Consider the following 25,684-nt stretch of genomic DNA (forward strand, 5'->3'; position numbering starts at 1 on the left):
CGAGTTCGATTGGAAGCCGGATCGGCAAATTGGCGCGCATGGCTATGCGCGAATCTACTGAGATCAACCTGCCAGCTAGGCGTCACTCCTCAAATTTCTTCAGTAGCTCGATGGCATCCATTCCAAAATTGTAAGCGAGCTAGATCGACAGAAGGCCAATGGCGCCGGTGGTCCCGAGAGCGATTGCGAATTCGAGGATCGGAACCGAGGCAAACGTCGCGGTGAGCGCCGTCAGGGGCACAAAGTATCCGCCGAACATAAAGCCCGCGGCAAGGCTGTTGTAGTAAGAAGCGTGTATCTTGCGAGGCTCGTGTCGTGCCGTCTTGGTCGGCGCAGTTGGGCTCCAGTTCATTTTGCTCATCCTGCCACCCCTTGCTTTCGGATTGGCGGTACCTGCTGTTTTCCAAGCCTTTAGCCTGAGGCGTTCATCGTGCATTGCGCGTTTTAGGCGCAGAGCGATCTCGCTCTTGATCAAGCCCACTCATCCTGCCTTCCTACCGTCGGTCTGTCGATCGTGAGTACCCCGAGTGGCGCCGTGCGACGAACGCCGATTTTAGCCCCTATAAGCGCAGTCGTGCGACGACTAAATAATTGAAACAGCTGACATGACGGCTGACTCTTAATCAGCGGGTCCCAGGTTCGAGCCCTGGTGCGCCCACCATATAAATCAAGACCTTAGCGAGAGAAACCGTTTGAGACGGCCGAACTAAAACGGTTTTTCAAACGGTGTTTTTGGCCGTCTCAAAGGCGAAGTTGATGACGAGCTGCGGGCCGGACTATGCGAACCGGGTAGCTATCTCACGCACTCTTCGGACCTGCAGGCTCACGGCCACAGCACGGTGGTCAGTTCAGCGTGCTGTGGCTCCGGCACCCGCACGTAAGTTCAGCTCAAGCAAACGGCGTGTTGATCTTCTCGATATGGATCCGGCCGTCTTGTACTGGCTCAACCTGGCCGGCGAGCTCGAGAAGCTAGCGCGCGACAGTTTCAGGACGGCGTTTGGGGCGGCCGTCGACTTGTTTCACAAGGAGAACCTTCCGGCACTTGGTTCATTTCCTCGTAGGCAGTTTTGGTCGCGGAGAAAATGCCATGGAAGGCTTTCTAGCTGCGGTTAGCGTCGCCGCCGTTTTTTAATTGCTGTTCCGATTTCTAAAATTTCGATCACAGCAGGAACAACGCGACGGCCGGTGGCACGCGGACAGAAACAAAATGCGCCGATGGTTCAATGGATCGTGGCAGTATCGCGAGATGAACGCCGAAGATCTTAAAGACCAAAATGAGTGGCAAGATCGCGAGAGCATCTGAGCGGAACATCAATAAGGTGAGCCACTCGCATCTCGGATCCAAAGGCACTGGGGTCCAGGCGCGAGAAGGCGCCGGCGAAAGCGCAGGCGGCCCTGTACGCGGCGGGACAGATGGACACGTTTTGGTACGAGGCTGAGAAGCAGCTTCTTGCCGCAGCTTCCGCATTGGTATCCATCGGCGACGTGATGGCGCGGCAGTCCTTGCCCAAAAAATCAGCGCGACACGGTCGTCCTTCTTAGCGACACTCAAGGTCGCGCCAAGCGGCGAGCGAGGCCGGTATGGCAAAGGTTGTCCTGATAAGTCCAAGGGCCTGCCCATGCTGCGATACCGTGCTTGATGGGATCAGGCCGATCGATAGCATGCCTGACCTTGAGACAGTGTCGATAAACTTCACCGACTGCGACTGCTGCGGCCATTTCATGATGGTGGACCGCAATCTCACGCTCCGCGAACTGACGACAGAGGAGTTCCGCGAAGTGACCAATCATCCCACCGTCGTCGCCGAATGGCGGCGATGGGTGAACTGAGCGCGGGCCGCGGAATGTCCACCCCGGTTCGACGAGACCAGTTTAGGATTGCGCCCAAGGGTATTGTCCACCTGCCAACGGGGGCTGCGTATACTCCGCATCCGGGGGCGCCATACGTTGGAACCATAAATCCAAATCAACTTGGAAACGTACTCCCGAATGGTGAGGACTATCGGCCACATGAAGTGAAGGCGATGATGGAGCAGTTGTGGGCAGAATACGTCACCGCGAATTCCCGTCTCTTCGAAGTGGACGATTAGAAGGGGCCGCGCCGCAGCATTGAGGGGCGCTCATCGGTGCGCCAGTTAACAATTACAATGCTTCTTCCCGGCTCATCGCCGCCTCTCCTCTTATTCGAGGGCGTCCAAGAACGCCACAAGCGCTCGCTTCCCGGCGTACTCGGCGGCCATCTATGATTGAAAGCCAGTTGCGCCAAACCTGCCCCCCATCGGAGCGCTGCGCCTGCGCAATTCCCACCGACAAGGGTGCGGGCGCTCTCCTGTGTCGACGACATCAATGTAAAAATCAGGCGTCGTTGCCATCGAGTTAGAATATATCGTAGCGCGTCAAAGGGGAGCTGCCTGCCTCGAAAACGGGCAACCGTGTGGTGTTCGGCGCGGAGGTATTGCGCTAAGAAGCGTTTATCGGCCCGCGCCGGGCGCGACCCCGGGCTGGTCCGAAAACAAAGCGTTGGCCGGTTGTTATTTTCAGGCGCATAAATGGGACATGTCCGAGTCTCATCACCGAACCTGCCAGTGCGGAGCTGTCTACAGCCGCACCGAGGCGATGGCCCCTTCGCGGGAAATCGCGAGCTTCGACTGCTCGGTTTGCGGCGCGACTATGGAATCGTGGAACACCGCTTGGGTACCTACATATCGGTTGATAGCTGGCCCTGTTCGACTGCCTACAAACAGCAACTAGCAACAACGCGTCCGCGTTAGCCAATGATGGCGGAGTCGTTCGGCAATTCGTTCACCATTGTTGAGGTGGCCTCAGACGACGCGCCACCGACGAAGCAGACGTGGCTCGCGTTAGCCAAGCCTCGCCAGGCGCTGACGCTGGTACTCGCCGCCGTCCCCGAAGGCTGGACGGCGCAAGTTGTTCCAGTGGTCCTTACGGAAAGCCAACAAAGGTCATTCGAGGAACTAGACCTCCTTCCGGGCGACATTTACAGGATCGATCCAGAGTAACTCCGTCATCGCTGGCGCCTTCGACATCCAAGGTCAGGCGATCGTTGACGGCGAGGTCGTCGTTATCGCCGAAGCGTGTCCGATCAGAACCACCGTCGACCCGCCGCAGCGCGGCGAGGATGTCGGCGAGCCGGATGGCGCGGCTCATGCCAAGTACCTTGCGCAAGGCGGGACTCGACTGCGAACATATCGGACGCCCAGGACGATAGGATGACCGTTTCTCCGGCGCGGCGAGCCCCGGATCGTTCAGGACATCTTGCGGAGACGCATAGTGCGCCGCCGGATGGAAGAGGGAATTGAGATTGCCTGCGTTCGTGCCGGCTTTGGTCATGGATGCCTCCTTTTACGCTCCTTCCTCGGAGGGTCTTCGGTGAGTTCGGGCGGCGGCGACCGCCGCCCGTGATGGTCTTTACTGCGACTTGATCGCGATGCGCTTGACGCCCGCGCGCGGATTTTCGGATTTTGGTACCGAGATCGTTAGGACGCCGTCCTTAAACGAGGCCTCGGCCTTGTCCTCCTCGACGTCCTCGAGGGCTATCTGCCGCTCGAAGGAGCCGTAGTAACGCTCTGTGAAGTATCTGCCTTCCTCCTTGCGCTCGCTCTTTTTCTCGCCGCGGATGGTCAGCATCCCGTTTGCGATTTCGATCTGAACATCCTTTTCCGTCATGCCCGGGAGCTCGGCCGAGATCGTCAGCCCCTTGTCGGTCTCGCCGAGCTCGATCTTGGGCCAACTGAATTGCCCCTCCATGAGCGGCGAGAGGCTTTCGCCCCCGAAGCCGCGGAAGACGTCGTCGAAGAGCCGGTTCATTTCGCGGTGAAGCGTCATGATCGGATCGCGGGTGCCGCGCGGCGGCGCGACCTCCTGGTTTCTGGACCAGGGAATGAGATCACGAACTGCCATGGTTTTTCTCCTTCGTTGCATGAGCCAGGGAGCGCGGCCGGGGCTTTCGCGCGCCGCGCTCCGCCGTCGAACCTTGGCCGGCGTCAGGCCGCCTTCTTCTGTAAGATCTGCGAGACGGCAGAGGCCCCGCTTCCGATCTGGATCCGCCGTGGCTTCATGGCTTCCGGCACCTCGCGGACCAGATCGATGATCAGTAGTCCATCGCGGAAGCAGGCATCCTTCACCTGGACGTAGTCGGCCAGGTTGAACACGCGCCGGAACGGTCGCGCGGCGATGCCCTGGTACAGGTACTCGCCGGCTGCCTTCTCGGGCTTCCTGCCCTCGATGGTCAGCGCGTTCTGCTCGGCGGTCACGGCGATGTCGTCGGCACCAAACCCGGCGACGGCGAGCGAGAGCCGGTAGTGGTCCTCACTGGTGCGCTCGATGTTGTACGGGGGATAGTGGTCTTCGCTCGGGCGGCTCAGCGTGCTGTCGACGAGGTCGGCCAAGTGGTCGAAGCCGATGGTGGAGCGCCACAGGGGCGCGAAGTCGAAAGTGGTCCTCATGTCCAAGTCCTCCAAAGAGCAAGCTGGATACAAGGAGCGCAAGGCAGGGTCAGAGCGGATCTGGTACCCGGCCGGCGCCCGCGCCGGACCCATAAAGGCGCCCGGCACACCGCTCTCGCGACGAAAAACGACTTAGAAAAACGCAAGGGCGATTCAAGGGGGCCGCCGAATTTTTTTTGAGCTCGCGGATTGGTTAACACGCCACGGCTCAAGTGTGGCGCACTGCACCACTACAATCTTGACAGGGTTTTCGCGCCGAATATTTTTTCGCCGGGAATTCGCTTTCCCATTTCTCGAACCGCAAAAGGGCTTGGAAGACCGTCAGGAGTGGCGATGATGATCGACGAAGATATTGCCCGCATTCGTGCGCACCGCAACAACATCCACCGCTATCGGAGACTTCTGAAGACACGGCTCTCCGACCTCGAGCGCCAGTTCATCGAACGGCGTCTCTCCGAAGAGAGCTCGGCGCTGGAGGCGTTGACGTCCGAAACCTTCCCTATCGCGCTCACCATGCCTAGCCCGGACTTCCCTGCGAACGCGGGGGCGGCGTCATGACCGACGTCAAGGACCTGCTGATCCGCGGCAGCGAGAAGGTCATCGCCCACTATCGGCTGCTGCTTGCCAGCGCGAAAACCGAGAAGGAGCGCGAACTCTACCTGAGCCGAATCGAGCGCGAGCAGCGGCTCTTGGACCAGCTCCAAGGCAGCTTACCGGGACGGATCGCGGCATGAACACTCGAACCGGCGAAGAGAACTATGCGGGATTCGATTTCGTATTGAAGCGGCGCGGACGCGGTAGAAGGAAGTGGGCCGTCTGCACAGCTGGAGGCGACGTCGTGATGTCCGGCTCGGAGTGCAGCCGCGCTGCCGCGAGGTACCAGGCGGAGCGCGCGCTGTTTCTCCTGCTCGGCGCGAGCGCGTCGCGGGTGCTGTCCGTAGGAGAGGCGCGGACCACAGACTTTGCCGCGGCGCTCGTGCTAGGAACCTTCAACGTCGCCGGCCGGTTGTCCGCCTCTCGACCCTTGCCGCGGAGGCTATCTTGGAAAGCACGATTATCGGAGATTTTGCGACCCGCCGTGAAGCCGAACTAGCCGTGGAGCATGTCTTCAGGAATGCGGTGTGGCGCGCGGCGACGTCTTCATTCAGCCAGCGGGCGGCGCGAACTCGGCCGGAGCACGCGCGGCGGGTGCGGACGCCAAGGTCGCCCCAGAACAGGATGGAAGACAGAAGCTGGAGGGCGTGATTGAGGTGTCGGTTGGTTTTTCATGGCGACGATCCGCAGAAAATCGCCGATGCGCTGACAGGAGCCGGAGCCAACACAGTGCGCACCAAGTAGGGCGATACGGCTGCGCCCGTGAAGCTGCATAGCCGCGGGGTCGTTGCCCTACAGCTAACGACCGTAGTGGCGCGAACACCAGGATGGGAGAGGGCGTCAGCGCCTTGCCTCAACTGAACAAAGCATGAGCAAGAATGGCGAAGTAGGCGACGATCAGGAAAAAAGCCATCGTCTGGAGCTCTTTTGCGCGCAGCTCGGCGGCTTGATAACTCAATGGCTTTTGCCGACGCTCAGCAGATACAGTCCGCGACAGGCGTAAGGGCCACACCAGATGCTTATCTCCTTTGCGCACCACCGAGCTCGCCGGAAATCCCTGTCGCGTCATCCTTCCAAGCCAGTCGGCCACGGTTTGAGCACTCGTACACAGAGACCCGGCGACCATCGCGAGAGTCGCGGATAACGGATCTAAGGGCCGTGACGATGTGGCAATCTTCGCAATTGGGAGGCCGATCAAAAAACGTCGCCTCAAAGGTTGCTTGTTGCTCGCGCATGTGATTCGTCTCCGTCCCAGATGGGATCAGATCGCGAGTCCGCTATCAACATCATGGATTATGCCGAGACGGTCGGGTAGCATCTGGTTCGTCAAGATCCCCACTTCAATTTGCGCCGAATCACACCGCAACAGAAGCTGTGGCGCAACGGCAGCGCGCCGGCATATGTTGGGGATGGCTTCTGTCGGCCTCTTTGCGGTCGCGAGCCAGGCGTGCACCGTCAATCGCGTGTCCAACGTTCATAGATGGCGGTAGGGAACAGGCCACGCCCCGGAGCACCAACCGTAACCTGCCGAAGTCCGCGGACCTATTGGTCATTAAAGAAGAGCTGATGAGTGGTCGCAGGATCGTTGTTGCTGCTTCGGCCGGGCCGCGCCTGAGTGGTCGGATCGGTATCGTTGTTGGCCAAGGGGCGACCGCGACTCAGGTCAAGGTGCTCCTCGACGGAACCAAGCGCTTCGTGACATTGCACGCGCGCTACGTTGACTTACTCAAAACGCGTTCTTAGTCAGAGCTGCTAAGCTACGGGCGGGCCGCAATCACTGGGGTGGTGCTCTAGCAGGTGCGAGCCCATGATGAAACAGACGGCAAGGAAAGCGCCGCCGGCCCGATTGCGGTCGCACCGCTGGTGCCAGTGGGCGGTCCAAGCGCATCATTGCAACGTGGTTCTATTAGCCGCGAAGAGCAACGCAGCCTGAAAGACCGGTCCTGACGCTGTTCTGACCTCGATGGCAACATCTGGCCGGAGCGCTTGTCCTGGAGCTTCCTCCGCAAAATCGCGCGCCAATTTCGCCAGGGTGTCTAGAGCCTCTGCCTCAGCATCTGCTTGCGAAGGCAATTCCACGCCTTGCTCATCGGGGCAGAAGTCCCACCCGTTCCTGACGTCGAAGAAATATCGCGCCACCATAGCACTCCAAAAAAGTGAGCGCCGAGAGCCGTCTTCCAGGGCTTGAAGGTATTAACCCCGCAATCTGCCAAAGTAGCGGCGATGACCGCGTCCTGTAAGTGCCTAAAAGAGGTAGAACTGGAATCGATGACGGCCTGTCCGTGTGTGTCAGAACTTGGCTAGCCTTGCGCGGAGCCGACCCCCGTCAACTCGGAGGCGAGACTTTCGCGGCGCCAATATGCATCGGAAAGTGGACGACGGCCCCGACCAGGCAGGGACATGCTGCTGAAGGAGTAGGCCGGGGCGTCGACTGGAGGTGCTTGGTCGGTTGCACCAAGCGGAGGTGAGGCACTATCAGACCGACGGGTGCTCTGTCCGCTTTCGCACTGTTCCCGCCAGGAACATCTGTTGGGCGCTCGAATGTTGTGGCGATTCACATAGGCAAATGCAGGGAATAGTTGACGACGGCGTATTTGGTAGGCGTCGGTGGCTGAGAGACCGAGAGCGCCGTCACCTGCACGAGCGAAAGGGGCCCCGTCATGGCCGACATCAACGCTACTCGCGAGCAGATACACGGACTGCCTTCCGAGATCGCAGAGGAGTGCGCTCGCATTCGGCAGTTGACGGTGAAAGCGGCCGAAAACCCTCAAGTTACCAAAGCCAAATACCTTCCTGGGCCGCAAGACATATGAGCCGTTCCCCGATGAGCCCAAAGAATAAGGCCGCCTCAGTTGGCGGCCTCTTTCATCGTATGAGCTGCTTCGCGCTTGAGCCGCACATAGGTCCCGCTCTCGTGCAGCTCGAGCCAGCCGCGATCGGCGCGGGCCTTTCAACTTTGCCCTGTCTTGTGCGTTACCCTTGCACCATGGCCGTGACAGACGCAGAACTCTTCCGCAAGGAAGCCGAGGATTGCCTCCACCTGGCGGAGAAGGCGATCAGCGCCTTAGACAAGGAAGAGTGGCAGCGCTTGGCCGCCGAGTGGCTTAAGCTCGCACAGGAAGCCGAGAGTCGTGGAGGTCGATGGTTTCGCACCTGATATGTACGGCATCACGAAGTGCGACCTCTAGTCGTTGCCGGATCGACTAGTGATTGTTCGACGGTGCCAGCGCACGCAGGCTCGCCAGTTCACGTGGTCGTTCATCCCTATTGCCGGATCTCGTATCGCTCGCAGCGAGGATCGCCGCGTTTCACCAGAGTGATCTCTTGGAAGTTGTATTTTGGTTCACAGTGCAATAGCCCATATTCCGACAAATACGGGTATGGTGCGCGCCAACAAAGATTCACGCCCGCCGGAACCTCTTGTGGATACCCGCGTATCGTGTAGGTGCAGACCTCGCGGAGGCTAGGATCTGCCCTTCCGGACGTCTCGGCTCTGCCTTGAGCTGCCTCTTGTGCATGAGCCTGGAATAGCGAAGCCAATGCGAAGAATACCACCAAAAAGGCGCGCATTTTGTTTCCCCTTGGTTTGCGCCCTCAAATTGCGACCACCAAGTTCATCATACGCTCCCGCCCCGTTTGAGCCGCCAGGGCGCCCCGATACTGCACGCGAGAACGGCCCCGGCGCGCGAGGCTGGCGGACACGCCGGGGTCGTTCGTCCCCGTGCGCTCCGCCGCGCGCAAAGCCACTGTACAGGGAAGGAGCGGCAAAGTGAGTTGCGCTCCGGGAGTAACCCATGAGGCCATCTCAATGGCCTTGACGGCGGACTCATCGTCGGAGTCTGATCTGCGGCCATGGGGCAGCACCGGAACGACATCGACGAGCTCCCGCCCATGGAGCGGCTCTGCCAGCGGCCGGCCTCGAGAGCGACGTGATGGCCGCAATGACAATAAACTAAGACGTCGCGCAGTTCCATTTCGCGCATCTCGCCGAAGGTGATCTTGAGCGGCCGACCATCGGCGTGGGTTGGAGTGTGGCGTCGAACAGGGCGAGGCATTACCTATCAAAGCGGCATCGTGAGTATCTCGCAAATTATCGATTCCTAGCGGCTCTGAAGGCTCGCGAGCTACTGCCGGTCGTGGGTGTGGAAAAGCAAACGTGACGCAGAGGGCGCGATCAAGAGCGCCGCTTATATCCAAAGGGATACAGACCCGATTGTCGAATCACCCTAGACCTCGGCATGCCTCGGCGGCGCCCCATTACTGTCGAGGTCTCCAACAGCGGCTCCGGCGGGTTGTGCTGGGGCCGTTTTTTTTGACCTGCAAGCTACTGTCACTGGCTATTTCGCTTGGTGGCAAGCTGCGGGTTGTTTCCAGCGGCTGCTACTGAAGGACTTTGGGCAGCACGACTATGACCTCAATCAGCTGTTTCAAGATCTCCGTAGCTAAGTCAGCAATCACCAAAGCGAAGTCATCCTCAATCTCCGAAGCGGTGCTTTCGTCCTTTGCATAGACGTACAAGAGCGGTCCGTCGACTTCAGCGAATCTGACGCCAGCGAACACGCGATAGAAAACAGTCGCGCCTATTACACCGGCTAGCTTTGCCTGTATCGCGTAATCCTGAGTATTGGTGAGATCCATAGCGCGGAGATAAACTCACTTCGCGCGAAAACAAGTCATAAAAAATATTTCAGCAACCTATTGCGAGAGTTAGCGGAGACCCTTGTTGTCTGCGGGCGCGGTTCTCATCCGCTTGCTGTTGGAGCGGACGCCATCGCGGTTGGCGGTCCGAATGCGCAGTGATAGCGCAAGGACCATTTGCGCCTAGAGGAGGGAGCAATGTGCAACGCATATCGGACCGGAGAGCGCCGACCGCGGTCGAGCGTGAAGCTCCAAAGGTGTTTCGAGATTCAGGCGCCAGCATGCCGGCCTCGCAGTATGAGCGCGACCAACAGACATTCCATGCAAACCGGGAGCGCCTGAAGGCGGAGCGGCTGGCTCGCGAGGCGGCCGTCAAGCACAAGCCCAAGACCGGATCGTTGCGTCCTAGGGGACGCTAGTAATTTTGTCTCCGCTGCAGCGAATGTTCGAGAAAGAAACGCAGCATCTCCCTTGTCGCATCCGGTCCGTCTGGATCGGTGTAGGAGCCGGCGGGGCCGCCTCCCGATCATGCGTGTCCGGCTCCGTGGATTTCCCAGTGTTCGAGGATTACGCGCCCGCGCGCGTCGGTGTGGACCGTGCGGGTGTAGGCGTGCCCTCCAGGTATCCGCCCGCGATGCACCTTGGCCTTCGTGCGGAATCCGCCAATCGCCTGTCGGACGATCTGAGCCGCGGAGAGGCGAGCCGATCAGGAGGAGGCGTGGTACGAACAGACGCACCGTCTCCGCCGGACTTCCGATGAACTGTCCCAGTTCCGCAATCTGCGTCCACGATTTTCCGGACTGGACCGCTTTCCGGCCCAGGGCTTGCGTGTTTGGCCCGGCCGTTACAAAGTATGCAATCTTGGAATGAGCACAATCTAGTTTGCATCCTAATCAGAGGCAGGACGCAATGGTGAGTGAAAGGCCGAGGGCAGGCAGATTTCTTGTTCGAATGGGCGGAGCCGGCTGGATGGTTTACGATCGAGAGCGCAGAGGTCCAGCACTGATCGGCACCGAGTGGGCAGCCAATTTAACCAGAGAGCAGGCGGAAATAGTGCACCGCACTCTCTCCGGTACTTCGGGAGAAGCTGAAAGGCGTTCGACTTGAACGATCCGGGCCGGAACGGCCCCAAGCCCGTCTCTGGGGCTGGTGAGGGACGAGTCGGGGCCGCCCGCGCACGCTAACCCCACGCATGCGCTGGCAGTAATCTCGGCCCGAGATTTCAATTCGTCTGTACGAAATGAGCCGGATTGCAGATTAAATTCGAGGCGGTCGGCTTATAGATGAAAGACGGCTCCGGTTGACCCGGGGGGGACCCGGAGCCGTCCTGCCAACCCTTCATGCCAGCCCGCGTGAAGGCTAATGTGCAGGGAAATTTTCGACGCCTTGCGTCGTTCCTACTACCTTTGGCGGTGTCTTAGCCTCGATTTTGGAGGAACTGGAGCAGCCCTGCTGTAGCGGGCCGCAATTCAGGGTCTTTATTTTCCCGACATCATTAAAGGCCAAGGCGACCTTCACTATGTTTTTCTCGGTGATGTAGGTGATCATTGCCCCACCGGGCGAGGGCTGAAGATCGTCCAGGTCGGCAGCGCGGTATTCCTGCAGACGAGCAGCCCAGTAGGCTCGCAGGCCCTCTCGGCCAGTGATAACCACGCCTGCACAATCGCAGAACACCACAGCATCTTCGGCATACATTTCCATTATTGCTTCGATATCGCCCGCCCGGTAGGCATCAAGCCAATCGACGGCAGCGGCCATAGGATCGAAATACATACAAGCACCTCCGTGCCAGAATTTGGCCTAGAAGCACCCCGCTAGGTCTTTGGCCAATCGACTGTGAATTTTTGCTGTTTCGGTTCTGCCAAGCCCATATGCCGCATGCCATAGGGCGTTACCTTGTCCACTGACGTTCGGTGTCGCCGTCGAGACAAAGCTAGCAAGCTGGCTCGTCAGCCGGTCTTTAGCTTGCGCCAGCAGACGAACGTCGGTGCCACTCTCGTGGAGTTCGAGCCAGCCCTGCTCGATCGGGTACTTGATGCCCGCGCCGAACTCCGGTCCACTAGCCTTGAACGTGTAGAGAAACGGCGCATTAATCTTCTCGATGTGAATGCGGCCGTCCTGGACGGCCTCGATGCCGCGAGCGATCTCTATCAGCTTGCGGGCGGCACTTCACCTCAAATAGCGGTAGCCGGCATTGAGGGCGTCACCGAGTGTCGCCGCGAAAACTAAGCATGCGGACATTCCAGGCCTGGCAGGCGAGGATGTCCGCGTCCTTGCGGGCGTCGCGGGCGCGTTCGGCCAGAACGCGGACCGTTGTCCCGAACAGGTATTCGCGCGACTTGGTGGTCATGGTGAATTGATTCCGCCAGAAAGAGCCAGAAGCAAGCCGCTAGCGCTAGATGCGCCGCTCCGCGGACGGCCAACCCTTGGTCAAGCGTATTGTGGCAGGCGAGCGGAAAACTTAAGAAGGCTAGGAACATGCTGCGCGCAGCTAGTTTTGCATTTCCATGCCAAGAGAAATTGCAATTGCGCTCTGTTCTCTAGCCGCAGCCTGCTTGGTGGCATTCACTTTGGCTGCAATCGTCTCTCCTCACTAGCCAAACGGGAAAGGCCGCTTCATCGGCGGCCTTTCCCGTTGCGGTTTAGCGGCGATCGCAACCCAAGTCTCGTTCGCTCACCGCTGTTTCGGCACCTCCGCGTTAATGCGCAGGACAAGGATCGTATTCTCAAATTCATCCGCCACCTCCAACCGCCATTCACGACCGGGCACGAGATTTCCATCGATGCTCTGCAAGGTCTGGCCGGCCACCACCGTGGCCTCCTTCCAAGCAGCGCGATCATCGGGCAACTCTTCACCGACCTCATCGATGATGGTGCGATGGTAAGTCACGTGGAAAAAGTAGCGGGGCATGCGTCCTAGCTTGGGCGAAGGGAAGTGGTCAGCTTGCTGGTCATTTCGATCTGTCGCGCCTTCCGCAACAGCATCTCCCCATCGTTCGTTTTGCCCGCGGTCGGTCCGTTTCGGGCCCCTAACGGGGAGGATGAGCGATGCGGCGTCGCATCAAGCAAAGCCAAACGTTGGAGGAGAGGCTTCAGTCGGCTGCGCAAAAGCTAAGGGAGGAAGCCAAGTCTCAGTCGGAAAGTTGGAGACTTGCCGAACGTTCCGTCTTTTGGAACAGCCCCTAGGACGCCTTTAGAAGTTCCGCGATGCAACATTCGAGTTGTTCGATGGGGAATGGCTTTCTGAGAAGTGGACGTTCGCGAAAGGCTTCTGGGACGCCCTCGGCGCCAAAGCCGCTCGCGAATGCGAACGGGATGTTTCGGTTTGCAAGAGCCACCGCCACAGGCTCCGCGCTGTCGCGACCAAGTGAAACGTCCAGCAGGGCCATATCAAAATCAGAGTCGCGGGCGTGCCGTAATGCAGACGGCAAGTCGTTCACTTCTGCCTCGACCATGTGGCCAGCTCTGTCACCATGTCGGCGACCATCATCCTGATGAGGGCTTCATCCTCGACCAAGAATACCGAAGCCATGAAACGCCGCCGCTCAACTACTGCCACGTGATCTTCATTGCAGTCGCGAAAGCTTGGAGAGCCACGCTTCGAAGCTCGTCCAAAGTATTTTGGCCTGCCTCGGCGGCCTGCAAAAGCCGTTCGGCAATCAGTCGTCGGCTCTCGTGATCTCCACCGTGCGGAAGCTCTCGGCAAGTCTCTCCCAACACTAATTCCATGTTCGACTTCACGCGGTCGGACAGAGCCATCCAACTTTCTCCGGCTCCGATGTCGGTGGTTTGGTAATATGGGACCGGTCCGAAGCGCTCGTCAAGAAGGCGCGCGCCCGCGCTGCATTTTTTGTGTTTTGCGGCTCCGTTTGTAGCACTTCCGAGAAGTTGGGGCTCCCCGGTTTGAGGTCTGCTCCGCCGGGTCAAGCAGACGCGAATCGCTCGCTTTGAGCATGTCGACCCGGAGCGCCTCACTTCCATCGTCAGATCGTGGAGAGCCGGGGGAGCTTGGAACAATGTTCAGGCGATCTAATTGGAGCGTTGACCATCTCAGCTGAGGATGTGCCGTTCGCTGGGAAGCGTCTTGAGGAGGAAGGAGCTACAATGGACGACGAACGAAAAAAATCAGAAGCGGGGGAACGGGCCGCGGAAGGCTTGCGCAAAGCAGCATCCAACGAGGAAGCAAAAAACGAGAGCAAGATGGGGCACGATCTAGCTAAGGCGGCTGATCGTTTCGAAGAGCGCTCTAAGAGCTCCGATGGAAAGAGCGCAGGCGAGAAACAAAAAACCTAAATCTACCCGCACACCGGTCGCGGCTTTCTGACGTAAGGTCTCCACGGCCTTTGCACACAGGGAAGGTCTGCTTTCGCTGGTGGTTCGTGCCCTGGAAACGGGCGGCTTCCCCCGTGGAGCGCGCTAAGACACCTGCGGGAGGATGCCGACAGACCCCCGGACCTCCCCGCACTTGGTGTCGGCTTTTGGCTCGTCTGCGACATCTGATGGTCCGGTGTTGGAAATTGACCGGACATCAACGTCGTCCTTTCAAGCCGGGCAAATGGGGAACCCGCTGAAGACGACCATGGGCGCCGTCCTCTAAGCTGATGGTTCGTCGGATCGCCCCCTGCCCCCGTTCCGCCTCAAGCCAGAAGTCCAGGTCACGACCCACTGGGCGGCCGGCGTGCTCCCAGAGCTCCTGCGCTCGCATCTTGATCTCTCTATCTCGCGTGGACGGGAATAGCCTCTGCCTCAGCTCGTCGGCAAACCGTCTCAAGCGGCTGGCGGTGCTCTGGTCACGAATGTAGCCTGCCACCTTTGTGGCTAACTCGATCTGGTGCTCCAGCTTCGCCCGTTCGTCCATCTGAGCCGCTCCCATCCTCCTTTAGTGAAGACGACTCCCACGGCGCACGGTTGTTTCGCCGCCAGGCTCATTTCTACAATGGTCCGACTTAGGGTTCACTTTTGCACACAACGGGCTCTTAACCCCTGGTGAATTCGCCCGAGTCCAATTGTCGAAGAAATGAAAGTGCTCGTCGCGTTTTGTTAGCGACCCGGAACCCCCCACCGCCGATTTTCGCTCATAACGTATGGGTACTTACGTCGTGGTTCTGATCAGCGCTTTTTTGATTGTGGCGGTAGCGAGCTTCGCCTCGCTGAACTGGCCGACTTCCTGATCGCGGTCGAGACCACTCCACCGTAACAGCTTCCCCCACCATTTCCCCAGCGGCTGATGCAACCTGAGGATCAGCGCAGAAGGTCTTCCCTGGAAAGCGGCTATTGAAATGCGAACCCCGCCAGCACCGCGATCGCTGGGATAACGGCCACTCCAAACAGAACAAGCGGTGAGGGAAGGCTTGCTTCGGCTGTCACTGGTCACCTGCCGATACGGCTAGGCACTCGGGGCAGGTATCGCCGACGGAATCCATCGTCTGCGCGCGTCTGCTCGGGCATTCGCTGGGCGGCGCGACGGATGACCCGGGATGGGGCGACCGCCACGTCGAGGCTTTCGCGGAAGGTCGCGGTGATGCCTCCGATGTTCAGGAGGCGCTTGCTCAGATCATGCCCGGACCGGGCGAAGATCGCAGCTCCGTCCCTGATGTCTTTGCAAGTGTGCATAGCCATTGCATCGAGCTGGCAGCCGGTCGGGCTGCTGAGCGTATGTTGTTGGGCGATGATGATGCGCGGTCTAGCGTCGATGATCACCGGCAGGCGTGTGACTTGGCCTTGCTGATCTGCAAGAGCGAGGAGGCGATCGAAACATTTCTCGCGCACGGCGAAGTTGCTGCGCGCGATTTGCTGATCCCCTATGGTCACGTTGTGATCGCGTTGTCCGTCGTGTTGCGAATCAAGCGCACTCTAGATGGCGCCGAGATCGATGAGATCAACCTGTGCGATCACTCATGAGATCTCCTTCAAGAAAGCTCCGCTGGCACGCTCGTGCATTGCGATGCGACGGCCCTGCTCAGGTGTTCGGCCAAGTGCGCTCCGGTTCAGGGCAGGCGCGCAACCGGATTTAGATGATGCGACGGCATCGCGCGGAGTGATCCCCGCGGGCGGATCGTGCCTGGCAACATCGAGCGCGCGCTCGCGGGCATGCGGGTCGCCCCGTCCTGCGCCCAGCCGTGCTCCTCGCATTCGCGGATAGCGCCCGCCTCCTGAAGCACGCTAACTGCCCAGCCTCTCAGTGTCCGTATGGCACTCCGTCTTTGCGCAGTCATCAGCATCGCGTTGGCTCCTATCGGGGCGAATCCTTACGACCCCTGCTCGTTCCGGGCGGTTAGCACGGGGCAGGGATTCGCAATCGGCAGGGCTAGGGCTTGTCCACCTGTTCCGCACCGTTTGTGCAGAACGCTACGCTTCCAGCGCTGGGTCTTCCTTTTCGCCAGTTGCAAGGCGCCATCGGGGAGGGGCCGCTGCAGTCCCATGGCCCCCGAATCCAGACATCGTACTCCTCGGTCGTGGTCAGGATCACCGGCATGGCCTTCGGATGCACGCGCTTCACCTGGGCGTTGGGTTCGCAGGTCAGGAAAGGCACTACGATCACACCGAGAGAAAGGCCCGGGAAATCAGAATAGACGGAGTCTGAGCCCACACCAACGGTGCATGAGTCCGGTTATGGCCCATCCGCGAAGTGACGACACCGCTCATTGAGGTCCGCTTAGCCGGACGGAGCGGACTGGATTTGTTCGCGCTGAGTTTTTCGCATTCTGACCCGAACCCACGAGATGGTACGCGAAGCGTTGCGGACAGGGTGGTGTTCATGGACGCTGGCATGATTGTAGAAGAGGGCCTGCCTCACCAGTTCTTCTCGGATCCCAAGCACGAGCGCACTCGTTGCGTTTCTGAAGCAAATCATGCATTAGGGCATGCGGCAGCTGCAATCGCATCGCAGCAAACTGCTCGCAGTGAATCTCAAACAGGCGAATTGCAGGAAGCTTGACACATTGCGGCGGTACGACTTGATGGACTTCCGGTCACCAGTTTCGACCGACGTCCGGTGGCCCGGCCACCGACGGACTGATTAGCGACTTCGATATTCAGTTCGTAGGAGCCGTCCTTGGCCAATTGATTGCGCTCGGCTTCTCCGATCTTGCTCAGAACGCGACGTTCGTATCCGCGACATTCGTGAGTATACTGATCGGCGCGATCGGGGCCGCGGATCGGTGCGGCCGCAGATTGATGTTCCAGTTCAACCTCGCGGTGTTCGGTCTGGCAACGCTGGCCCGCCCTGTAAGCTTGGCTCGCCTTGGAAGTCAATGGAGCCACCAAGCGGCGAGGGCGCAACCGGGGCAGTGCAAGGGCCAGCCATGGTTTGGTTTCTAAATGATCTGCATCCGCTATCTGCTGCTTGCCCGCGGGTGTCGTATCTTCCCATCCCTCGGGTTCCGCATAGCGGTGATGACTGAACAACTAAATCTCGAAGATTGGGCCTGGCAACGTTCGACCGAGGTGTACCGTCTCAATCTGTATAGCCACCTTACGAGACAAGCAGAGCCGAATCGATCGTCGGTCACCGAAGAAGAGTTGGCCGGAGCTATCCGCGACAGTTTCACGCAAGTGAATGAGGCCGCCTACCGGGAAATGGTCAAGTTGGCGACGGAAGCGGCACTCGAAACCTACGATCGGGTCGTATCGTCCACCATCAAACGGTCGCGCGTCCGGCTACGCAGCTGAAGTCGCGTCTTGCGGTTCGGAAAAATCCCGACTCAACTCCATGGCGCACGCTACGGTGCTGCGTGCCGCGCCGATGGCTCTGTCGCGGCAAGGAAAATTCGCTTAGGAACCAAGTAGCCGGCCGTCCGTTGGGCGCTATTGGCCAGCGGAGACGACGCGCCTTCGCGTCGAGACCGGCTTGATTTCTCGGCTCGGCCTCCGTCGCAGGGAGCAAGACATGTCCCAAGACACGGCCGACGTCACGCATCAGATTCCCGACCGCATTCCGATCAGTCTCATCGTCAACGGAAACAGGCGCACGCTCGACCTCGTGCCCTGGACCTCGCTGCTGGACGCGTTGCGTGACCATCTCGCGCTGACCGGCACCAAGAAGGGCTGCGATCACGGCCAGTGCGGAGCCTGCACCGTGCTTGTGGACGGCCGGCGCGTCAATTCCTGCCTGATGCTCGCCGTCATGACCGACGGCGCGGAGATCACGACCGTCGAAGGTCTTGCCAGCGATGGCGCGCTACATCCCCTGCAACAAGCCTTCATCGACCACGACGCCTTCCAGTGCGGCTATTGCACGCCGGGACAGATTTGCTCGGCCGCCGGCCTGCTGGCCGAAGGCCACGCGGGAGATGCCGACGAGATCCGCGAGCTGATGAGCGGAAATCTCTGCCGCTGCGGCGCCTACCCGAACATCGTTGCTGCCATCCAGCAGGCAATGGGCCTGCCATGATCAACTTCCAGTATTGCCGCGCCACCGACGTCGCCGATGCGATCCTCTTGCTCACCGACCATCCAGGCGCCAAGCTCATTGCCGGCGGCACCAACCTGATCGACCTGATGAAGGAGAATGTCGAGCAGCCTTCCCGGCTGATCGACATCTCCCGTCTTCCGCTCCGCAAGGTCGCGGAGACGGCCGATGGAGGCTTGCGCATCGGCGCCCTGGTGCCGAACTCGGACCTCGGCTACCATCCGCTGGTCGAACAGCGCTATCCGCTGCTTGCCAGCGCTATCCTGGCCGGTGCCTCCGCGCAATTGCGCAACATGGCCACCGTCGGCGGCAACCTGATGCAACGAACGCGTTGCGCCTATTTTTATAACACGGCCACGCCCTGCAATAAGAGAAGTCCCGGCAGCGGCTGCTCGGCGATCGACGGCCTCAACCGCAACCATGCGATCCTCGGCACCAGCGCCTCCTGCATCGCGACCAATCCGTCCGACATGAGCGTGGCGCTGGCGGCGCTCGGCGCACTCGTGCACATCGCAGGTCCATCCGGCGAGCGCACGATGGCGCTGACCGATTTCCATCGGCTGCCCGACGACACGCCGCATGTTGACACCAATCTCGGCACCGGCGAGATCATCACGGGAATCGAACTTCCGCCGCGCGGCTTTGCCCATAACTACAGCTATCTGAAAGTCCGCGACCGCCTGTCTTATGCCTTCGCCCTTGTCTCGGTCGCTGCCGCGCTCGAATTGGACGGCAATGCGATCAGAGAAGCGCGCGTGGCGCTCGGCGGCGTTGCCCACAAGCCCTGGCGCAGCCTTGAAGCCGAAACGGCCTTGCGCGGCCAGGCGGCAACTGAGGATCATTTTTCCCGCGCTGCGCATCTCCTGCTGGAGGGCGCTAGGACCTGCTCGCATAACGGCTTCAAGATCGAGCTCGCCCGCCGAGCCATCGTGCGAACGCTGACGCAGGCCGCAAGCGCCACACCGCAGTCCCAGGCTCACAAGAAGATCGCATGAGGGGCCGATGAACGCCTATGTCGGAACGCCAACGTCCCGCGTCGATGGTCGCGCCAAGGTCACCGGGGCCGCCAAATATGCCGGCGAATTTTCGGCCGATGGACTCGCCCATGGCTTCGTCGTCACGGCCACCATTCCGCGCGGGCGCATTGCGCGTCTCGACACCAGCAAAGCGCTGAAGGTGAAGGGCGTGCTCGACGTGCTCACGCATGCGCATCGGCCGCCGCTCGCCGACAAGGACGAGTCCTGGAAGGATGAAGTGGCGCCGGACGAAGGCTCGCCATTCCGTCCGCTCTACGACGACAGCATCAAGTTCAACGGCCAGCCGATCGCGCTAGTCGTGGCGGACGACTGCGAAATCGCCAAATTCGCCGCGACGTTGGTGCGTGTCGATTATCAGGAGCAGGCGTTTGCGACCGACCTCGAAGCCGAGCGCCGCAAGGCCGCCGAGGTCAAGCAACCGAGCAAGCCCCGCGGCGATGCCGTCGCAGCGCTTGCCGGAGCACCCGTACAGCACGAGGCGGACTACTTCGTTCCGACCGAGCATCACAACCCGATGGAGCTCTATGCAACCACGGCGGTTTGGGACGGCGGCGGCAGGCTCACGGTCTACGACAAGACGCAAGGCGTCCAGAACGTTCACAAGTTTCTCTGCAGCGTGTTCGGCAAGAATCCGGAAGATATCCGCGTGCTCTCGCCCTATGTCGGCGGCGCCTTCGGCTCCGGCCTGCGGCCGCAATACCAGGTGGTGCTGGCAACGCTTGCCGCGCTGGCGCTGAAGCGGTCCGTTCGCGTGGTGCTGACGCGGCAGCAGATGTACGGGCTCGGCTACCGGCCGGCGACGATCGAGCACGTCGGGCTCGGCGCCCGGTCCGACGGCGCGCTCGAGGCGGTCACGCACGAGGCCACGGCCGTCACCTCGCGCTATGAGGATTTCGCGCGCAACGACGCCGGCTGGGCGGAACAGCTCTACAAGAGCCCGAACAGCCGCTATTCCCACAAGCTCGCTCGCCTCGATGTCTCCACCCCCTGCGACATGCGCGCGCCGGGTGCAGCTTCAGGCGTCTGCGCGCTTGAATGCGCCATGGACGAATTGGCCGTCGCACTCAAGCTCGACCCCGTCGAGCTGCGGCTGAAGTGCTACTCGGACCGCGACCAGAGTGAAGACCTCCCCTACACCAGCAAGCAGCTGCGCGAATGCTACGCCCGCGGTGCGCAAGCCTTCGGCTGGAGCAGGCGCAATCCCGCGCCGCGCTCGATGCGCGACGGCAAGGAGCTGGTCGGCTGGGGCATGGCGACAGGCGTGTGGGAGGCGCTGCAGATGCCGGTCGCAGCTCGCATCGTGCTGACCGCGAATGGCCATGCCGAAGTCTCCTGCGCGGCGTCCGACATCGGCACCGGCACCTACACCATCGTGGCACAGGTGGCAGCCGATGCGCTCGGGCTGCCGATCGAGAATATCGACGTCAGGCTCGCCGACTCGACCCTGCCGCAGGCCCCCGTCGAGGGTGGCTCGTGGATGGCCGCATCGAGTGCGCATGCGGTGTTGGGAGCGGCCGAGGACATTCGCCAGGAACTCGCGCGTCTTGCCAAGGCGATACCCGCCTCACCGCTGGCTGATGCGGCCAATATTATCCTTGTCGACGGCTCGATCGCCAAGGACGGCGACAGGAGCTTTGCGGTCTCGATCGCGGATGCGATGCGCTACGGCAAGCTTGAGCGGATCGAGAAGCAGAAGCTCAACCAATTCGCGGAGGACAAGTCGCACGCACGCAACACGCATTCGGCCGTCTTTGCCGAGGTAAAGGTGGACGAGCAGCTCGGCGTCATCCGCGTCGCGCGCGTCGTAAGCGCCGTCGCGGCCGGGCGGATCCTCAACACCAAGACCGGTCGCAGCCAGATCATGGGCAGCGTGGTCTGGGGGATCGGGATGGCCCTGCACGAGGAGACCGTGACGGATCACCGCTTCGGCCGGATCATGAACGCGAATATCGCCGAGTACCACATCCCCGTGAATGCCGACATTCACGACATCGAGGTGATCTTCGTCGAAGAGCGCGACGACCGCATCAACAGGCTGGGCGTCAAGGGGCTTGGCGAAATCGGCATTGTCGGCGTCCCCGCCGCGATTGCGAACGCCGTGTATCACGCCACGGGAAGGCGCATCCGCCGCCTCCCGATCACACTGGACAAGCTGCTGGCGTGACGCGCAAGTAGCTTACCCTCACGCAAGCTGTATGGATGTTCATCGAATTGTGAAAAACGCGAGCCTGGGCGCGATTTGATACGCTAGCGGGCGGTGCGAGTGCGTCGTGTGCCCGGCGTTTGCCGGATCCGCGCGGGCGCGGCGTCAGGCGTCTGAACCTCTAGACGGTTCGCCTGCCGCCGGAGCACGGCGTAGAGGGCGATCGAGCCAGAAAATCGGTGCATAGGACACGCCAAAGCGGTATTTCATACAGTAATGTCGGGGCGCGCGAAATGCATCTTCCTGCCGTATAAGGCCTCCGACTCTTGAATATACCAGGCAGTTGCTTGCGCATAACGTGCAGGAATTTCGGTTGCGCAAATCGTGGTCGCAGTACTACCAGGGCGCCGCTCAAAAGCGAGTCTCTGAGAAGCTTGTTGTCTGCGGGCGCGCCGTTCTCATGCTCGTCGCTCCTCGTAGCTGACGGTTCAGCCGAGATCGCCGAGTCGAGAACCAGGCTCTGCCCAGAGGCGACAAAGTTGGCATGAGATACCTTGTCGTTAGCCTTTCTCAACGCGTGATGATGAAGCTGGGCTGGAGCCTCGCCTTCTTTCGTCGCCGTTGAAAGCGGTTTTCATGACCTTCAAAACGTAACCTTCGTCTCGTTCGCCATCGATGTTTCGCCGACGGGTGTCCCCTGGGAATGAATGCGTCTCTCGGTGGGAAGAACGCGGGCACTATAGTCTGCGAGTCCATTGACCAAGGCGGCGATAAGCCCCTTTCGTCTTTCTCCAACTCAGAAGGAAAGGTAACGAGCGAGACAGTCGCGAGCGCTGGGAAGTACGAGGTCTGGTTATGAACGCCACGGTATAATCATTAGGGCCGTTCCGATGGGGATCAACTTCGCCGCCGCCTCGATTTACCGGCCAAACTAGGGGCACAACGTTTCCATTTGCCGGGGAACGAGCAGTTAGCCCAGCCGTTTCGGCAAAAAGTGATCCGCGGCTCTCGCTCATACGTTTTAAGTGGGAGAAGCCGCTTGTCGAGCAACTATGGTCGCTGCTATCCGAGCTTTAACTGTGCCAATCCCGGCCAAGGCCAGTGCGCCACGCGGGGGTGTCGCGCGGCTGTCGACCGGTGTGAGCAAAGGGCCGAAGGCGAAGGTGAACTGGGCTGATTTGATCGGACGCGTCGCCTCTTCCGGTGACAGAGAGGCATTCAACCGTCTCTTTGAGCATTTCGCGCCTCGCATCAAGGGATTGATGTTGAAGGCCGGGTGCAGTTCCGACGAGGCCGAGGAGATCGCGCAAAGCACCTTGATCGCCGTGTGGCGCAAGGCGAGCCAGTTCGATCCGTCGACGGTCGGGGCCGCGGCCTGGATATTCACGATTGCACGTAACCTGCGGATTGATTTGTTCCGCAGCAAGGCGCGGGCAGACCGCGTGTGGGGCGTTGCCGAGCTGCCGGACACGCCGGATCCCGCCGAACCGGTCGACGCCGTCATTTCACGCGTTCAAGACGCCGCCCGGATCACGTCGGCCGTCGGGAGGCTGTCTGCGGAGCAATCCAGGGTAGTGACGCTCTCGTTCATCGAGGAAAGGCCGCATCCGGAAATTGCAAGCCTGCTCGGAATTCCGCTCGGAACGGTGAAGTCGCGGATCAGACTGGCGATGAACCGCCTGAGAGAGCTATTGGACGAAGAAGAATGACCATCAACCATCATCCTCCGGAAGATTTTCTGGCCGACTTTGCCGCCGGCAGCTTGGAAGAGGCCTATCACCTGGTCGTGGGGGTGCATGTGGCAGAATGCGCCCGGTGCGCTCGGTTCGTGCGCGCGATAGAGCAGCTCGCGGGATTGGCACTTGAGGATGTCGAGCCGGTGCCGATGGCAACGGATGCGTTCGAGCGCGTGTTGGCCCGGATCGACGTCGCGCCCGGACCGAGAGCTGCGCCGTCCTCGACCGACACGTTCGGGATGGTGCGAGATGTTCCACGGGCGCTGCGAGATTACCGGGTCGGCAAATCCAGGCGCGTTGCGCCAGGTCTCAGCATGCGGCCAATCGAGCTTTCCGGCTCGGGCAAGGCGCGGGCCTTCTTGCTGCGGTCGGCGCCGGGCACGCGCATGCTGGAACACACTCACAGTGGCATCGAGTTGACCCTCGTGCTCGAAGGCAGCTTCAGCCACGAAGGCGGTCGTTTTGGCCCCGGCGATTTCGACTATGGTGATAACGAGGTCGATCATCGTCCGATCGTTGGCGACGAAGGCCCCTGTCTCTGCCTGGTCGCGATGACCGGTGATCTGCGCATGAATGGTCTGCTTGGCCGGCTGATCGGGCCCTTCGTGCGGCTTTGATCCTCTTCACTGCCTCTCCCTCCCGGTGATCCGAACGTGAGCCCGAAGCGTTTAAATGCCAAACGCAAGGGAGACGGGACATGGACTGCTCACGTCCGGCAAGACAGGGACAGAGCGACGGATTGCCCGAACTGCTCGCGCGTGTCTCACGGGGCGATGCACGAGCTTTCTCGACGCTGCACACACTGACGCGAAGCAGGTTGCGCAGGACGGCGCTCGCCGTTGGAGCACCGCCTCACGACATCGAAGACATCCTGCAAGAGACCTATCTGAAGATCTGGCGCAATGCCTGCCGGTTCGACGTCAAGCGCGCTCCAGCGATAGCATGGATGTCCGCGATCGTGCGCAATACCGCAATCGATCATTTGCGAGTCAAAAGACCGCCCACCGACGAATTCGACGAAGCGCTATCGATTGCGGCAAGCGAAGACCCGATCGACGACCTCGATTATGCGCGCGCCGAACCCATTGCTTTTGGCGCGTTGGCGCGGCTGCCGGAAGATCGGCGCAAGCTGGTGGCGCTCGCCTATCTCGAGGGCGAGAGCCGAGCGAGTCTGTCTCGACGCTACGGCGTGCCCGTGGGAACGATAAAGACCTGGCTGCACCGGGCTCTCCTGGCTGTGCGCAAGGACTGCCTCGCCGCATCTGGCGCGGCCTGAACGCGAGGGAGCACCGGCTTTGACCGCCGATATCATCGAATTTCCCATGCGCAGGCACGAGGACCGCTTGGTGCTTGCGGTCGTCAGGCTCGAAGAGATCGTGCGAGAGGTCGAGCGTATTGCGGTCGAGCCTGCGGATGGTCTGCATCGCCTACTGACCGTGATGGAGCACCTGGGAGACGGGCTGGTCGAATCATCATCGCTGTTGCTGGACGACGATGCGAACGGCCGAATTCAGCCCGCATTCACGTCATTGTCAGAAAAAATCGCGATAACCAGAGAGGCAATGGGTAAGCTTGGGAACGCACGCATTCCTGACTCGCTCCGTGATGCGCCCATTGCCCACGGCATCTGCAATCGGGCTGCAATGCTAGTTGAGCAAAAGCAACGAGAGATTCAGCGACATCGCAAACGCAACCCAGCCGGCGTAGGGAAGGAAAAGCGCCGCCGCCAGCCGGTCTGCGGGCCATTGCCGCCAGACAAATGCGACGATAGCGACGAATAACGCTACGATCACGCCGAGTGCAATGTCCATGCGATGAAGCGAAAAGAAAATGGGCGACCAGACGAAGTTCAAGACCATCTGAACGGTCCATAACCTAATCGCGGCGCCGCGCGGCTCCGCCTCGAAGGTGCGATATCCAGCTACGGCAATGAGCAGGAACAGCACGGTCCAAACCGGAGCGAACACCGCATCCGGCGGATTGAAGGACGGCTTGTTCAGGGCTGCATACCAAGCCCCTGGCCGGTTGAGCACGCCGATCAGAAGTCCCGCGGCGGGAACGAAACAGAGGAACGCGCCACCGCGATACCATTTCCAGCTCTTGCGGGCTTGGTCCATCGGCCGTTCGGTTCCGCCGCGCATGATCAGGGCGCCATTCGTTGAGCGACGACAAAGCCGGCCCAGGCGCTCACACCGGCGAGAAACGACCCCCAGCCGATGTCTGCCACCGACAACCCGGTCGACCAGTTTCGTAGCGTTGCTTGATTGGTCAGATCGTAAGTCGAATAGGTGAAGCATCCGAGCAGCGCACCCGAGGCAAATGCGCGCAGCGCACCGCCTTCGTGCTGCGCGGGTAGCACCGCGAACCAGATCAACCCGGCGGGATACGCCAGGTAGAACAGCGCGGCGGCGGCTAGATTGGGCTCGGACCGCAACATATCACCCAGCACCGGTCGATAGAGCCTTTCCACCATGCTCTTGAGCCAGATCATGTCGAGCCCAACGAAGGTCACCGTGACAGTGAGATATGTGAAGACGATATTCATGTCCGCTTCCACTTCCACCCGTGGGTCGCCAGCTTCGAGATCTGGACGGAAGCTTAACGAGCCGAAAGCCGTATCGGATCACATCCGCCTACTCATGCGCTTTTGCGGCCCGCGA

29 protein-coding genes and 4 pseudogenes are annotated in these 25,684 nt (G+C 60.5%); 15 read left to right on the plus strand and 18 right to left on the minus strand.

Features of this window, described 5'->3' with window-relative positions; translation table 11 throughout:
* Positions 1-139 precede the first annotated feature (139 nt).
* Positions 140-475, minus strand: a complete 336-nt coding sequence (locus AAFG16_RS14010; RefSeq protein ID WP_342739495.1) for a hypothetical protein — start codon at positions 473-475, stop codon at positions 140-142.
* A 1,187-nt stretch (positions 476-1,662) separates the two neighbouring features.
* On the opposite strand from AAFG16_RS14010, the gene AAFG16_RS14015 reads away from it, so the two are divergent.
* Complete coding sequence (locus tag AAFG16_RS14015) at positions 1,663-1,830, plus strand: hypothetical protein (protein ID WP_342739496.1); 168 nt, start codon at positions 1,663-1,665, stop codon at positions 1,828-1,830.
* A 1,113-nt stretch (positions 1,831-2,943) separates the two neighbouring features.
* Here AAFG16_RS14015 and AAFG16_RS14020 read toward each other — a convergent pair.
* The 3 genes from AAFG16_RS14020 to AAFG16_RS14030 form a co-directional block, all read right to left on the minus strand.
* Positions 2,944-3,351, minus strand: a complete 408-nt coding sequence (locus AAFG16_RS14020; RefSeq protein WP_342739497.1) for a hypothetical protein — start codon at positions 3,349-3,351, stop codon at positions 2,944-2,946.
* A gap of 78 nt (positions 3,352-3,429) precedes the next feature.
* A complete protein-coding gene (locus AAFG16_RS14025) occupies positions 3,430-3,921 on the minus strand; it encodes an Hsp20/alpha crystallin family protein (protein WP_342739498.1) in 492 nt (163 codons plus the stop codon).
* 83 nt (positions 3,922-4,004) lie between these two features.
* Entirely contained in the window at positions 4,005-4,466 is a 462-nt protein-coding gene (locus AAFG16_RS14030; protein ID WP_342739499.1) for an Hsp20 family protein, read from the minus strand.
* Between the two features lie 336 nt (positions 4,467-4,802).
* On the opposite strand from AAFG16_RS14030, the gene AAFG16_RS14035 reads away from it, so the two are divergent.
* Both AAFG16_RS14035 and AAFG16_RS14040 read left to right on the plus strand, forming a co-directional pair.
* Positions 4,803-5,024, plus strand: a complete 222-nt coding sequence (locus AAFG16_RS14035; RefSeq protein ID WP_283086875.1) for a hypothetical protein — start codon at positions 4,803-4,805, stop codon at positions 5,022-5,024.
* Entirely contained in the window at positions 5,021-5,200 is a 180-nt protein-coding gene (locus tag AAFG16_RS14040; RefSeq protein WP_080134694.1) for a hypothetical protein, read from the plus strand. The genes AAFG16_RS14035 and AAFG16_RS14040 overlap by 4 nt, the downstream gene beginning before the upstream one ends.
* A 713-nt stretch (positions 5,201-5,913) precedes the next feature.
* Here AAFG16_RS14040 and AAFG16_RS14045 read toward each other — a convergent pair.
* On the minus strand, positions 5,914-6,150 hold the full coding sequence (locus AAFG16_RS14045) for a hypothetical protein (protein ID WP_136615051.1): 237 nt from the start codon (positions 6,148-6,150) through the stop codon (positions 5,914-5,916).
* A 1,570-nt stretch (positions 6,151-7,720) separates the two neighbouring features.
* Here AAFG16_RS14045 and AAFG16_RS14050 point away from each other — a divergent pair.
* Positions 7,721-7,873 (plus strand): hypothetical protein, encoded by a 153-nt coding sequence (locus AAFG16_RS14050; protein WP_342739500.1) that lies wholly within the window; start codon positions 7,721-7,723, stop codon positions 7,871-7,873.
* A 1,567-nt stretch (positions 7,874-9,440) separates the two neighbouring features.
* Here the strand turns inward: AAFG16_RS14050 and AAFG16_RS14055 are convergent.
* The 3 genes and pseudogenes from AAFG16_RS14055 to AAFG16_RS14065 all read right to left on the minus strand — a co-directional run bounded on the left by AAFG16_RS14055 (position 9,441) and on the right by AAFG16_RS14065 (position 11,471).
* On the minus strand, positions 9,441-9,698 hold the full coding sequence (locus tag AAFG16_RS14055; RefSeq protein WP_283085065.1) for a hypothetical protein: 258 nt from the start codon (positions 9,696-9,698) through the stop codon (positions 9,441-9,443).
* Between the two features lie 415 nt (positions 9,699-10,113).
* A pseudogene (locus AAFG16_RS14060) lies at positions 10,114-10,338 on the minus strand (esterase); the annotation flags it as partial.
* Positions 10,339-11,057: 719 nt separating this feature from the next.
* Positions 11,058-11,471 (minus strand): nuclear transport factor 2 family protein, encoded by a 414-nt coding sequence (locus tag AAFG16_RS14065; protein WP_342739501.1) that lies wholly within the window; start codon positions 11,469-11,471, stop codon positions 11,058-11,060.
* Positions 11,472-11,663: 192 nt separating this feature from the next.
* On the opposite strand from AAFG16_RS14065, the gene AAFG16_RS14070 reads away from it, so the two are divergent.
* Positions 11,664-11,927: a hypothetical protein gene (locus AAFG16_RS14070; RefSeq protein ID WP_342741123.1), complete on the plus strand. Its 264-nt coding sequence runs from the start codon at positions 11,664-11,666 to the stop codon at positions 11,925-11,927.
* Here the strand turns inward: AAFG16_RS14070 and AAFG16_RS14075 are convergent.
* From AAFG16_RS14075 to AAFG16_RS14090, 4 genes are all read right to left on the minus strand, one after another.
* Positions 11,902-12,048, minus strand: a complete 147-nt coding sequence (locus AAFG16_RS14075) for a hypothetical protein (RefSeq protein WP_283087167.1) — start codon at positions 12,046-12,048, stop codon at positions 11,902-11,904. The genes AAFG16_RS14070 and AAFG16_RS14075 overlap by 26 nt on opposite strands.
* Before the next feature lie 324 nt (positions 12,049-12,372).
* On the minus strand, positions 12,373-12,609 hold the full coding sequence (locus tag AAFG16_RS14080) for a hypothetical protein (protein ID WP_283085067.1): 237 nt from the start codon (positions 12,607-12,609) through the stop codon (positions 12,373-12,375).
* A 271-nt stretch (positions 12,610-12,880) separates the two neighbouring features.
* On the minus strand, positions 12,881-13,153 hold the full coding sequence (locus AAFG16_RS14085; RefSeq protein WP_342739502.1) for a response regulator: 273 nt from the start codon (positions 13,151-13,153) through the stop codon (positions 12,881-12,883).
* 94 nt (positions 13,154-13,247) lie between these two features.
* Positions 13,248-13,457, minus strand: a complete 210-nt coding sequence (locus tag AAFG16_RS14090; protein WP_342739503.1) for a hypothetical protein — start codon at positions 13,455-13,457, stop codon at positions 13,248-13,250.
* 345 nt (positions 13,458-13,802) lie between these two features.
* Here AAFG16_RS14090 and AAFG16_RS14095 point away from each other — a divergent pair, with 345 nt between their 5' ends.
* Positions 13,803-13,991, plus strand: coding sequence for a hypothetical protein (locus tag AAFG16_RS14095; RefSeq protein ID WP_283085069.1), 189 nt, complete (start codon positions 13,803-13,805; stop codon positions 13,989-13,991).
* Between the two features lie 235 nt (positions 13,992-14,226).
* Here the strand turns inward: AAFG16_RS14095 and AAFG16_RS14100 are convergent, their stop codons facing one another.
* Complete coding sequence (locus AAFG16_RS14100) at positions 14,227-14,571, minus strand: DUF2934 domain-containing protein (protein ID WP_342739504.1); 345 nt, start codon at positions 14,569-14,571, stop codon at positions 14,227-14,229.
* A gap of 683 nt (positions 14,572-15,254) precedes the next feature.
* On the opposite strand from AAFG16_RS14100, the gene AAFG16_RS14105 reads away from it, so the two are divergent.
* Entirely contained in the window at positions 15,255-15,599 is a 345-nt protein-coding gene (locus AAFG16_RS14105; protein WP_342739505.1) for a hypothetical protein, read from the plus strand.
* On the opposite strand, the pseudogene AAFG16_RS14110 reads toward AAFG16_RS14105, so the two are convergent.
* Both AAFG16_RS14110 and AAFG16_RS14115 read right to left on the minus strand, forming a co-directional pair.
* Positions 15,594-15,919: pseudogene (locus AAFG16_RS14110) on the minus strand (hypothetical protein). The gene AAFG16_RS14105 and the pseudogene AAFG16_RS14110 sit on opposite strands and share 6 nt — an antisense overlap.
* 27 nt (positions 15,920-15,946) lie before the next feature.
* Positions 15,947-16,224 (minus strand): annotated as a pseudogene (locus AAFG16_RS14115) (hypothetical protein); the annotation flags it as partial.
* Between the two features lie 204 nt (positions 16,225-16,428).
* On the opposite strand from AAFG16_RS14115, the pseudogene glnQ reads away from it, so the two are divergent.
* A pseudogene (gene glnQ / locus AAFG16_RS14120) lies at positions 16,429-16,530 on the plus strand (glutamine ABC transporter ATP-binding protein GlnQ); the annotation flags it as partial.
* Between the two features lie 77 nt (positions 16,531-16,607).
* Here the strand turns inward: glnQ and AAFG16_RS14125 are convergent.
* Positions 16,608-17,105: a hypothetical protein gene (locus AAFG16_RS14125; RefSeq protein ID WP_342739506.1), complete on the minus strand. Its 498-nt coding sequence runs from the start codon at positions 17,103-17,105 to the stop codon at positions 16,608-16,610.
* Here AAFG16_RS14125 and AAFG16_RS14130 point away from each other — a divergent pair.
* The 7 genes from AAFG16_RS14130 (at position 17,094) to AAFG16_RS14160 (ending at position 24,300) form a co-directional block, all read left to right on the plus strand.
* Positions 17,094-17,369, plus strand: coding sequence for a hypothetical protein (locus tag AAFG16_RS14130; protein WP_283085073.1), 276 nt, complete (start codon positions 17,094-17,096; stop codon positions 17,367-17,369). The genes AAFG16_RS14125 and AAFG16_RS14130 overlap by 12 nt on opposite strands.
* Positions 17,370-17,586: 217 nt before the next feature.
* Entirely contained in the window at positions 17,587-18,090 is a 504-nt protein-coding gene (locus AAFG16_RS14135; RefSeq protein ID WP_283085074.1) for a (2Fe-2S)-binding protein, read from the plus strand.
* Entirely contained in the window at positions 18,087-19,103 is a 1,017-nt protein-coding gene (locus AAFG16_RS14140) for a xanthine dehydrogenase family protein subunit M (protein ID WP_342739507.1), read from the plus strand. The genes AAFG16_RS14135 and AAFG16_RS14140 overlap by 4 nt, the downstream gene beginning before the upstream one ends.
* A gap of 7 nt (positions 19,104-19,110) precedes the next feature.
* Positions 19,111-21,309, plus strand: a complete 2,199-nt coding sequence (locus AAFG16_RS14145) for a xanthine dehydrogenase family protein molybdopterin-binding subunit (RefSeq protein WP_342739508.1) — start codon at positions 19,111-19,113, stop codon at positions 21,307-21,309.
* Between the two features lie 1,142 nt (positions 21,310-22,451).
* On the plus strand, positions 22,452-22,997 hold the full coding sequence (locus AAFG16_RS14150) for a sigma-70 family RNA polymerase sigma factor (protein WP_342739509.1): 546 nt from the start codon (positions 22,452-22,454) through the stop codon (positions 22,995-22,997).
* Positions 22,994-23,641, plus strand: coding sequence for a ChrR family anti-sigma-E factor (locus tag AAFG16_RS14155; RefSeq protein WP_342739510.1), 648 nt, complete (start codon positions 22,994-22,996; stop codon positions 23,639-23,641). Before AAFG16_RS14150 ends, AAFG16_RS14155 begins: the two co-directional genes overlap by 4 nt.
* Before the next feature lie 80 nt (positions 23,642-23,721).
* Positions 23,722-24,300, plus strand: coding sequence for a sigma-70 family RNA polymerase sigma factor (locus AAFG16_RS14160; RefSeq protein WP_342739511.1), 579 nt, complete (start codon positions 23,722-23,724; stop codon positions 24,298-24,300).
* Positions 24,301-24,670: 370 nt separating this feature from the next.
* Here AAFG16_RS14160 and AAFG16_RS14165 read toward each other — a convergent pair whose 3' ends face one another.
* Both AAFG16_RS14165 and AAFG16_RS14170 read right to left on the minus strand, forming a co-directional pair.
* Positions 24,671-25,141: a TspO/MBR family protein gene (locus tag AAFG16_RS14165; RefSeq protein WP_283085083.1), complete on the minus strand. Its 471-nt coding sequence runs from the start codon at positions 25,139-25,141 to the stop codon at positions 24,671-24,673.
* A 26-nt stretch (positions 25,142-25,167) separates the two neighbouring features.
* The gene (locus tag AAFG16_RS14170) at positions 25,168-25,569 is read right to left on the minus strand and encodes a DUF2177 family protein (RefSeq protein WP_342739512.1); all 402 of its coding nucleotides are present in this window, start codon (positions 25,567-25,569) and stop codon (positions 25,168-25,170) included.
* Positions 25,570-25,684: the final 115 nt, after the last annotated feature.

The sequence above is a fragment of the Bradyrhizobium sp. B117 genome (genome assembly GCF_038969555.1).
Classification (GTDB): domain Bacteria; phylum Pseudomonadota; class Alphaproteobacteria; order Rhizobiales; family Xanthobacteraceae; genus Bradyrhizobium.

Excerpts from the sequence above, each read along its gene's own strand:
- AAFG16_RS14130 (WP_283085073.1), top strand. The coding sequence starts at position 17,094 with ATGACTGAACAACTAAATCTCGAAGATTGGGCCTGGCAACGTTCGACC.
- AAFG16_RS14025 (WP_342739498.1), bottom strand. The coding sequence starts at position 3,921 with ATGGCAGTTCGTGATCTCATTCCCTGGTCCAGAAACCAGGAGGTCGCG.
- AAFG16_RS14090 (WP_342739503.1), bottom strand. The coding sequence starts at position 13,457 with ATGGCTCTGTCCGACCGCGTGAAGTCGAACATGGAATTAGTGTTGGGA.
- AAFG16_RS14080 (WP_283085067.1), bottom strand. The coding sequence starts at position 12,609 with ATGCCCCGCTACTTTTTCCACGTGACTTACCATCGCACCATCATCGAT.
- AAFG16_RS14140 (WP_342739507.1), top strand. The coding sequence starts at position 18,087 with ATGATCAACTTCCAGTATTGCCGCGCCACCGACGTCGCCGATGCGATC.
- AAFG16_RS14050 (WP_342739500.1), top strand. The coding sequence starts at position 7,721 with ATGGCCGACATCAACGCTACTCGCGAGCAGATACACGGACTGCCTTCC.
- AAFG16_RS14035 (WP_283086875.1), top strand. The coding sequence starts at position 4,803 with ATGATCGACGAAGATATTGCCCGCATTCGTGCGCACCGCAACAACATC.
- AAFG16_RS14075 (WP_283087167.1), bottom strand. The coding sequence starts at position 12,048 with ATGACCACCAAGTCGCGCGAATACCTGTTCGGGACAACGGTCCGCGTT.
- AAFG16_RS14145 (WP_342739508.1), top strand. The coding sequence starts at position 19,111 with ATGAACGCCTATGTCGGAACGCCAACGTCCCGCGTCGATGGTCGCGCC.
- AAFG16_RS14105 (WP_342739505.1), top strand. The coding sequence starts at position 15,255 with ATGCCCGGACCGGGCGAAGATCGCAGCTCCGTCCCTGATGTCTTTGCA.
- AAFG16_RS14170 (WP_342739512.1), bottom strand. The coding sequence starts at position 25,569 with ATGAATATCGTCTTCACATATCTCACTGTCACGGTGACCTTCGTTGGG.
- AAFG16_RS14095 (WP_283085069.1), top strand. The coding sequence starts at position 13,803 with ATGGACGACGAACGAAAAAAATCAGAAGCGGGGGAACGGGCCGCGGAA.
- AAFG16_RS14020 (WP_342739497.1), bottom strand. The coding sequence starts at position 3,351 with ATGACCAAAGCCGGCACGAACGCAGGCAATCTCAATTCCCTCTTCCAT.
- AAFG16_RS14040 (WP_080134694.1), top strand. The coding sequence starts at position 5,021 with ATGACCGACGTCAAGGACCTGCTGATCCGCGGCAGCGAGAAGGTCATC.
- AAFG16_RS14155 (WP_342739510.1), top strand. The coding sequence starts at position 22,994 with ATGACCATCAACCATCATCCTCCGGAAGATTTTCTGGCCGACTTTGCC.
- AAFG16_RS14015 (WP_342739496.1), top strand. The coding sequence starts at position 1,663 with ATGCCTGACCTTGAGACAGTGTCGATAAACTTCACCGACTGCGACTGC.
- AAFG16_RS14065 (WP_342739501.1), bottom strand. The coding sequence starts at position 11,471 with ATGTATTTCGATCCTATGGCCGCTGCCGTCGATTGGCTTGATGCCTAC.
- AAFG16_RS14085 (WP_342739502.1), bottom strand. The coding sequence starts at position 13,153 with ATGGTCGAGGCAGAAGTGAACGACTTGCCGTCTGCATTACGGCACGCC.
- AAFG16_RS14165 (WP_283085083.1), bottom strand. The coding sequence starts at position 25,141 with ATGGACCAAGCCCGCAAGAGCTGGAAATGGTATCGCGGTGGCGCGTTC.
- AAFG16_RS14135 (WP_283085074.1), top strand. The coding sequence starts at position 17,587 with ATGTCCCAAGACACGGCCGACGTCACGCATCAGATTCCCGACCGCATT.
- AAFG16_RS14100 (WP_342739504.1), bottom strand. The coding sequence starts at position 14,571 with ATGGGAGCGGCTCAGATGGACGAACGGGCGAAGCTGGAGCACCAGATC.
- AAFG16_RS14160 (WP_342739511.1), top strand. The coding sequence starts at position 23,722 with ATGGACTGCTCACGTCCGGCAAGACAGGGACAGAGCGACGGATTGCCC.
- AAFG16_RS14055 (WP_283085065.1), bottom strand. The coding sequence starts at position 9,698 with ATGGATCTCACCAATACTCAGGATTACGCGATACAGGCAAAGCTAGCC.
- AAFG16_RS14030 (WP_342739499.1), bottom strand. The coding sequence starts at position 4,466 with ATGAGGACCACTTTCGACTTCGCGCCCCTGTGGCGCTCCACCATCGGC.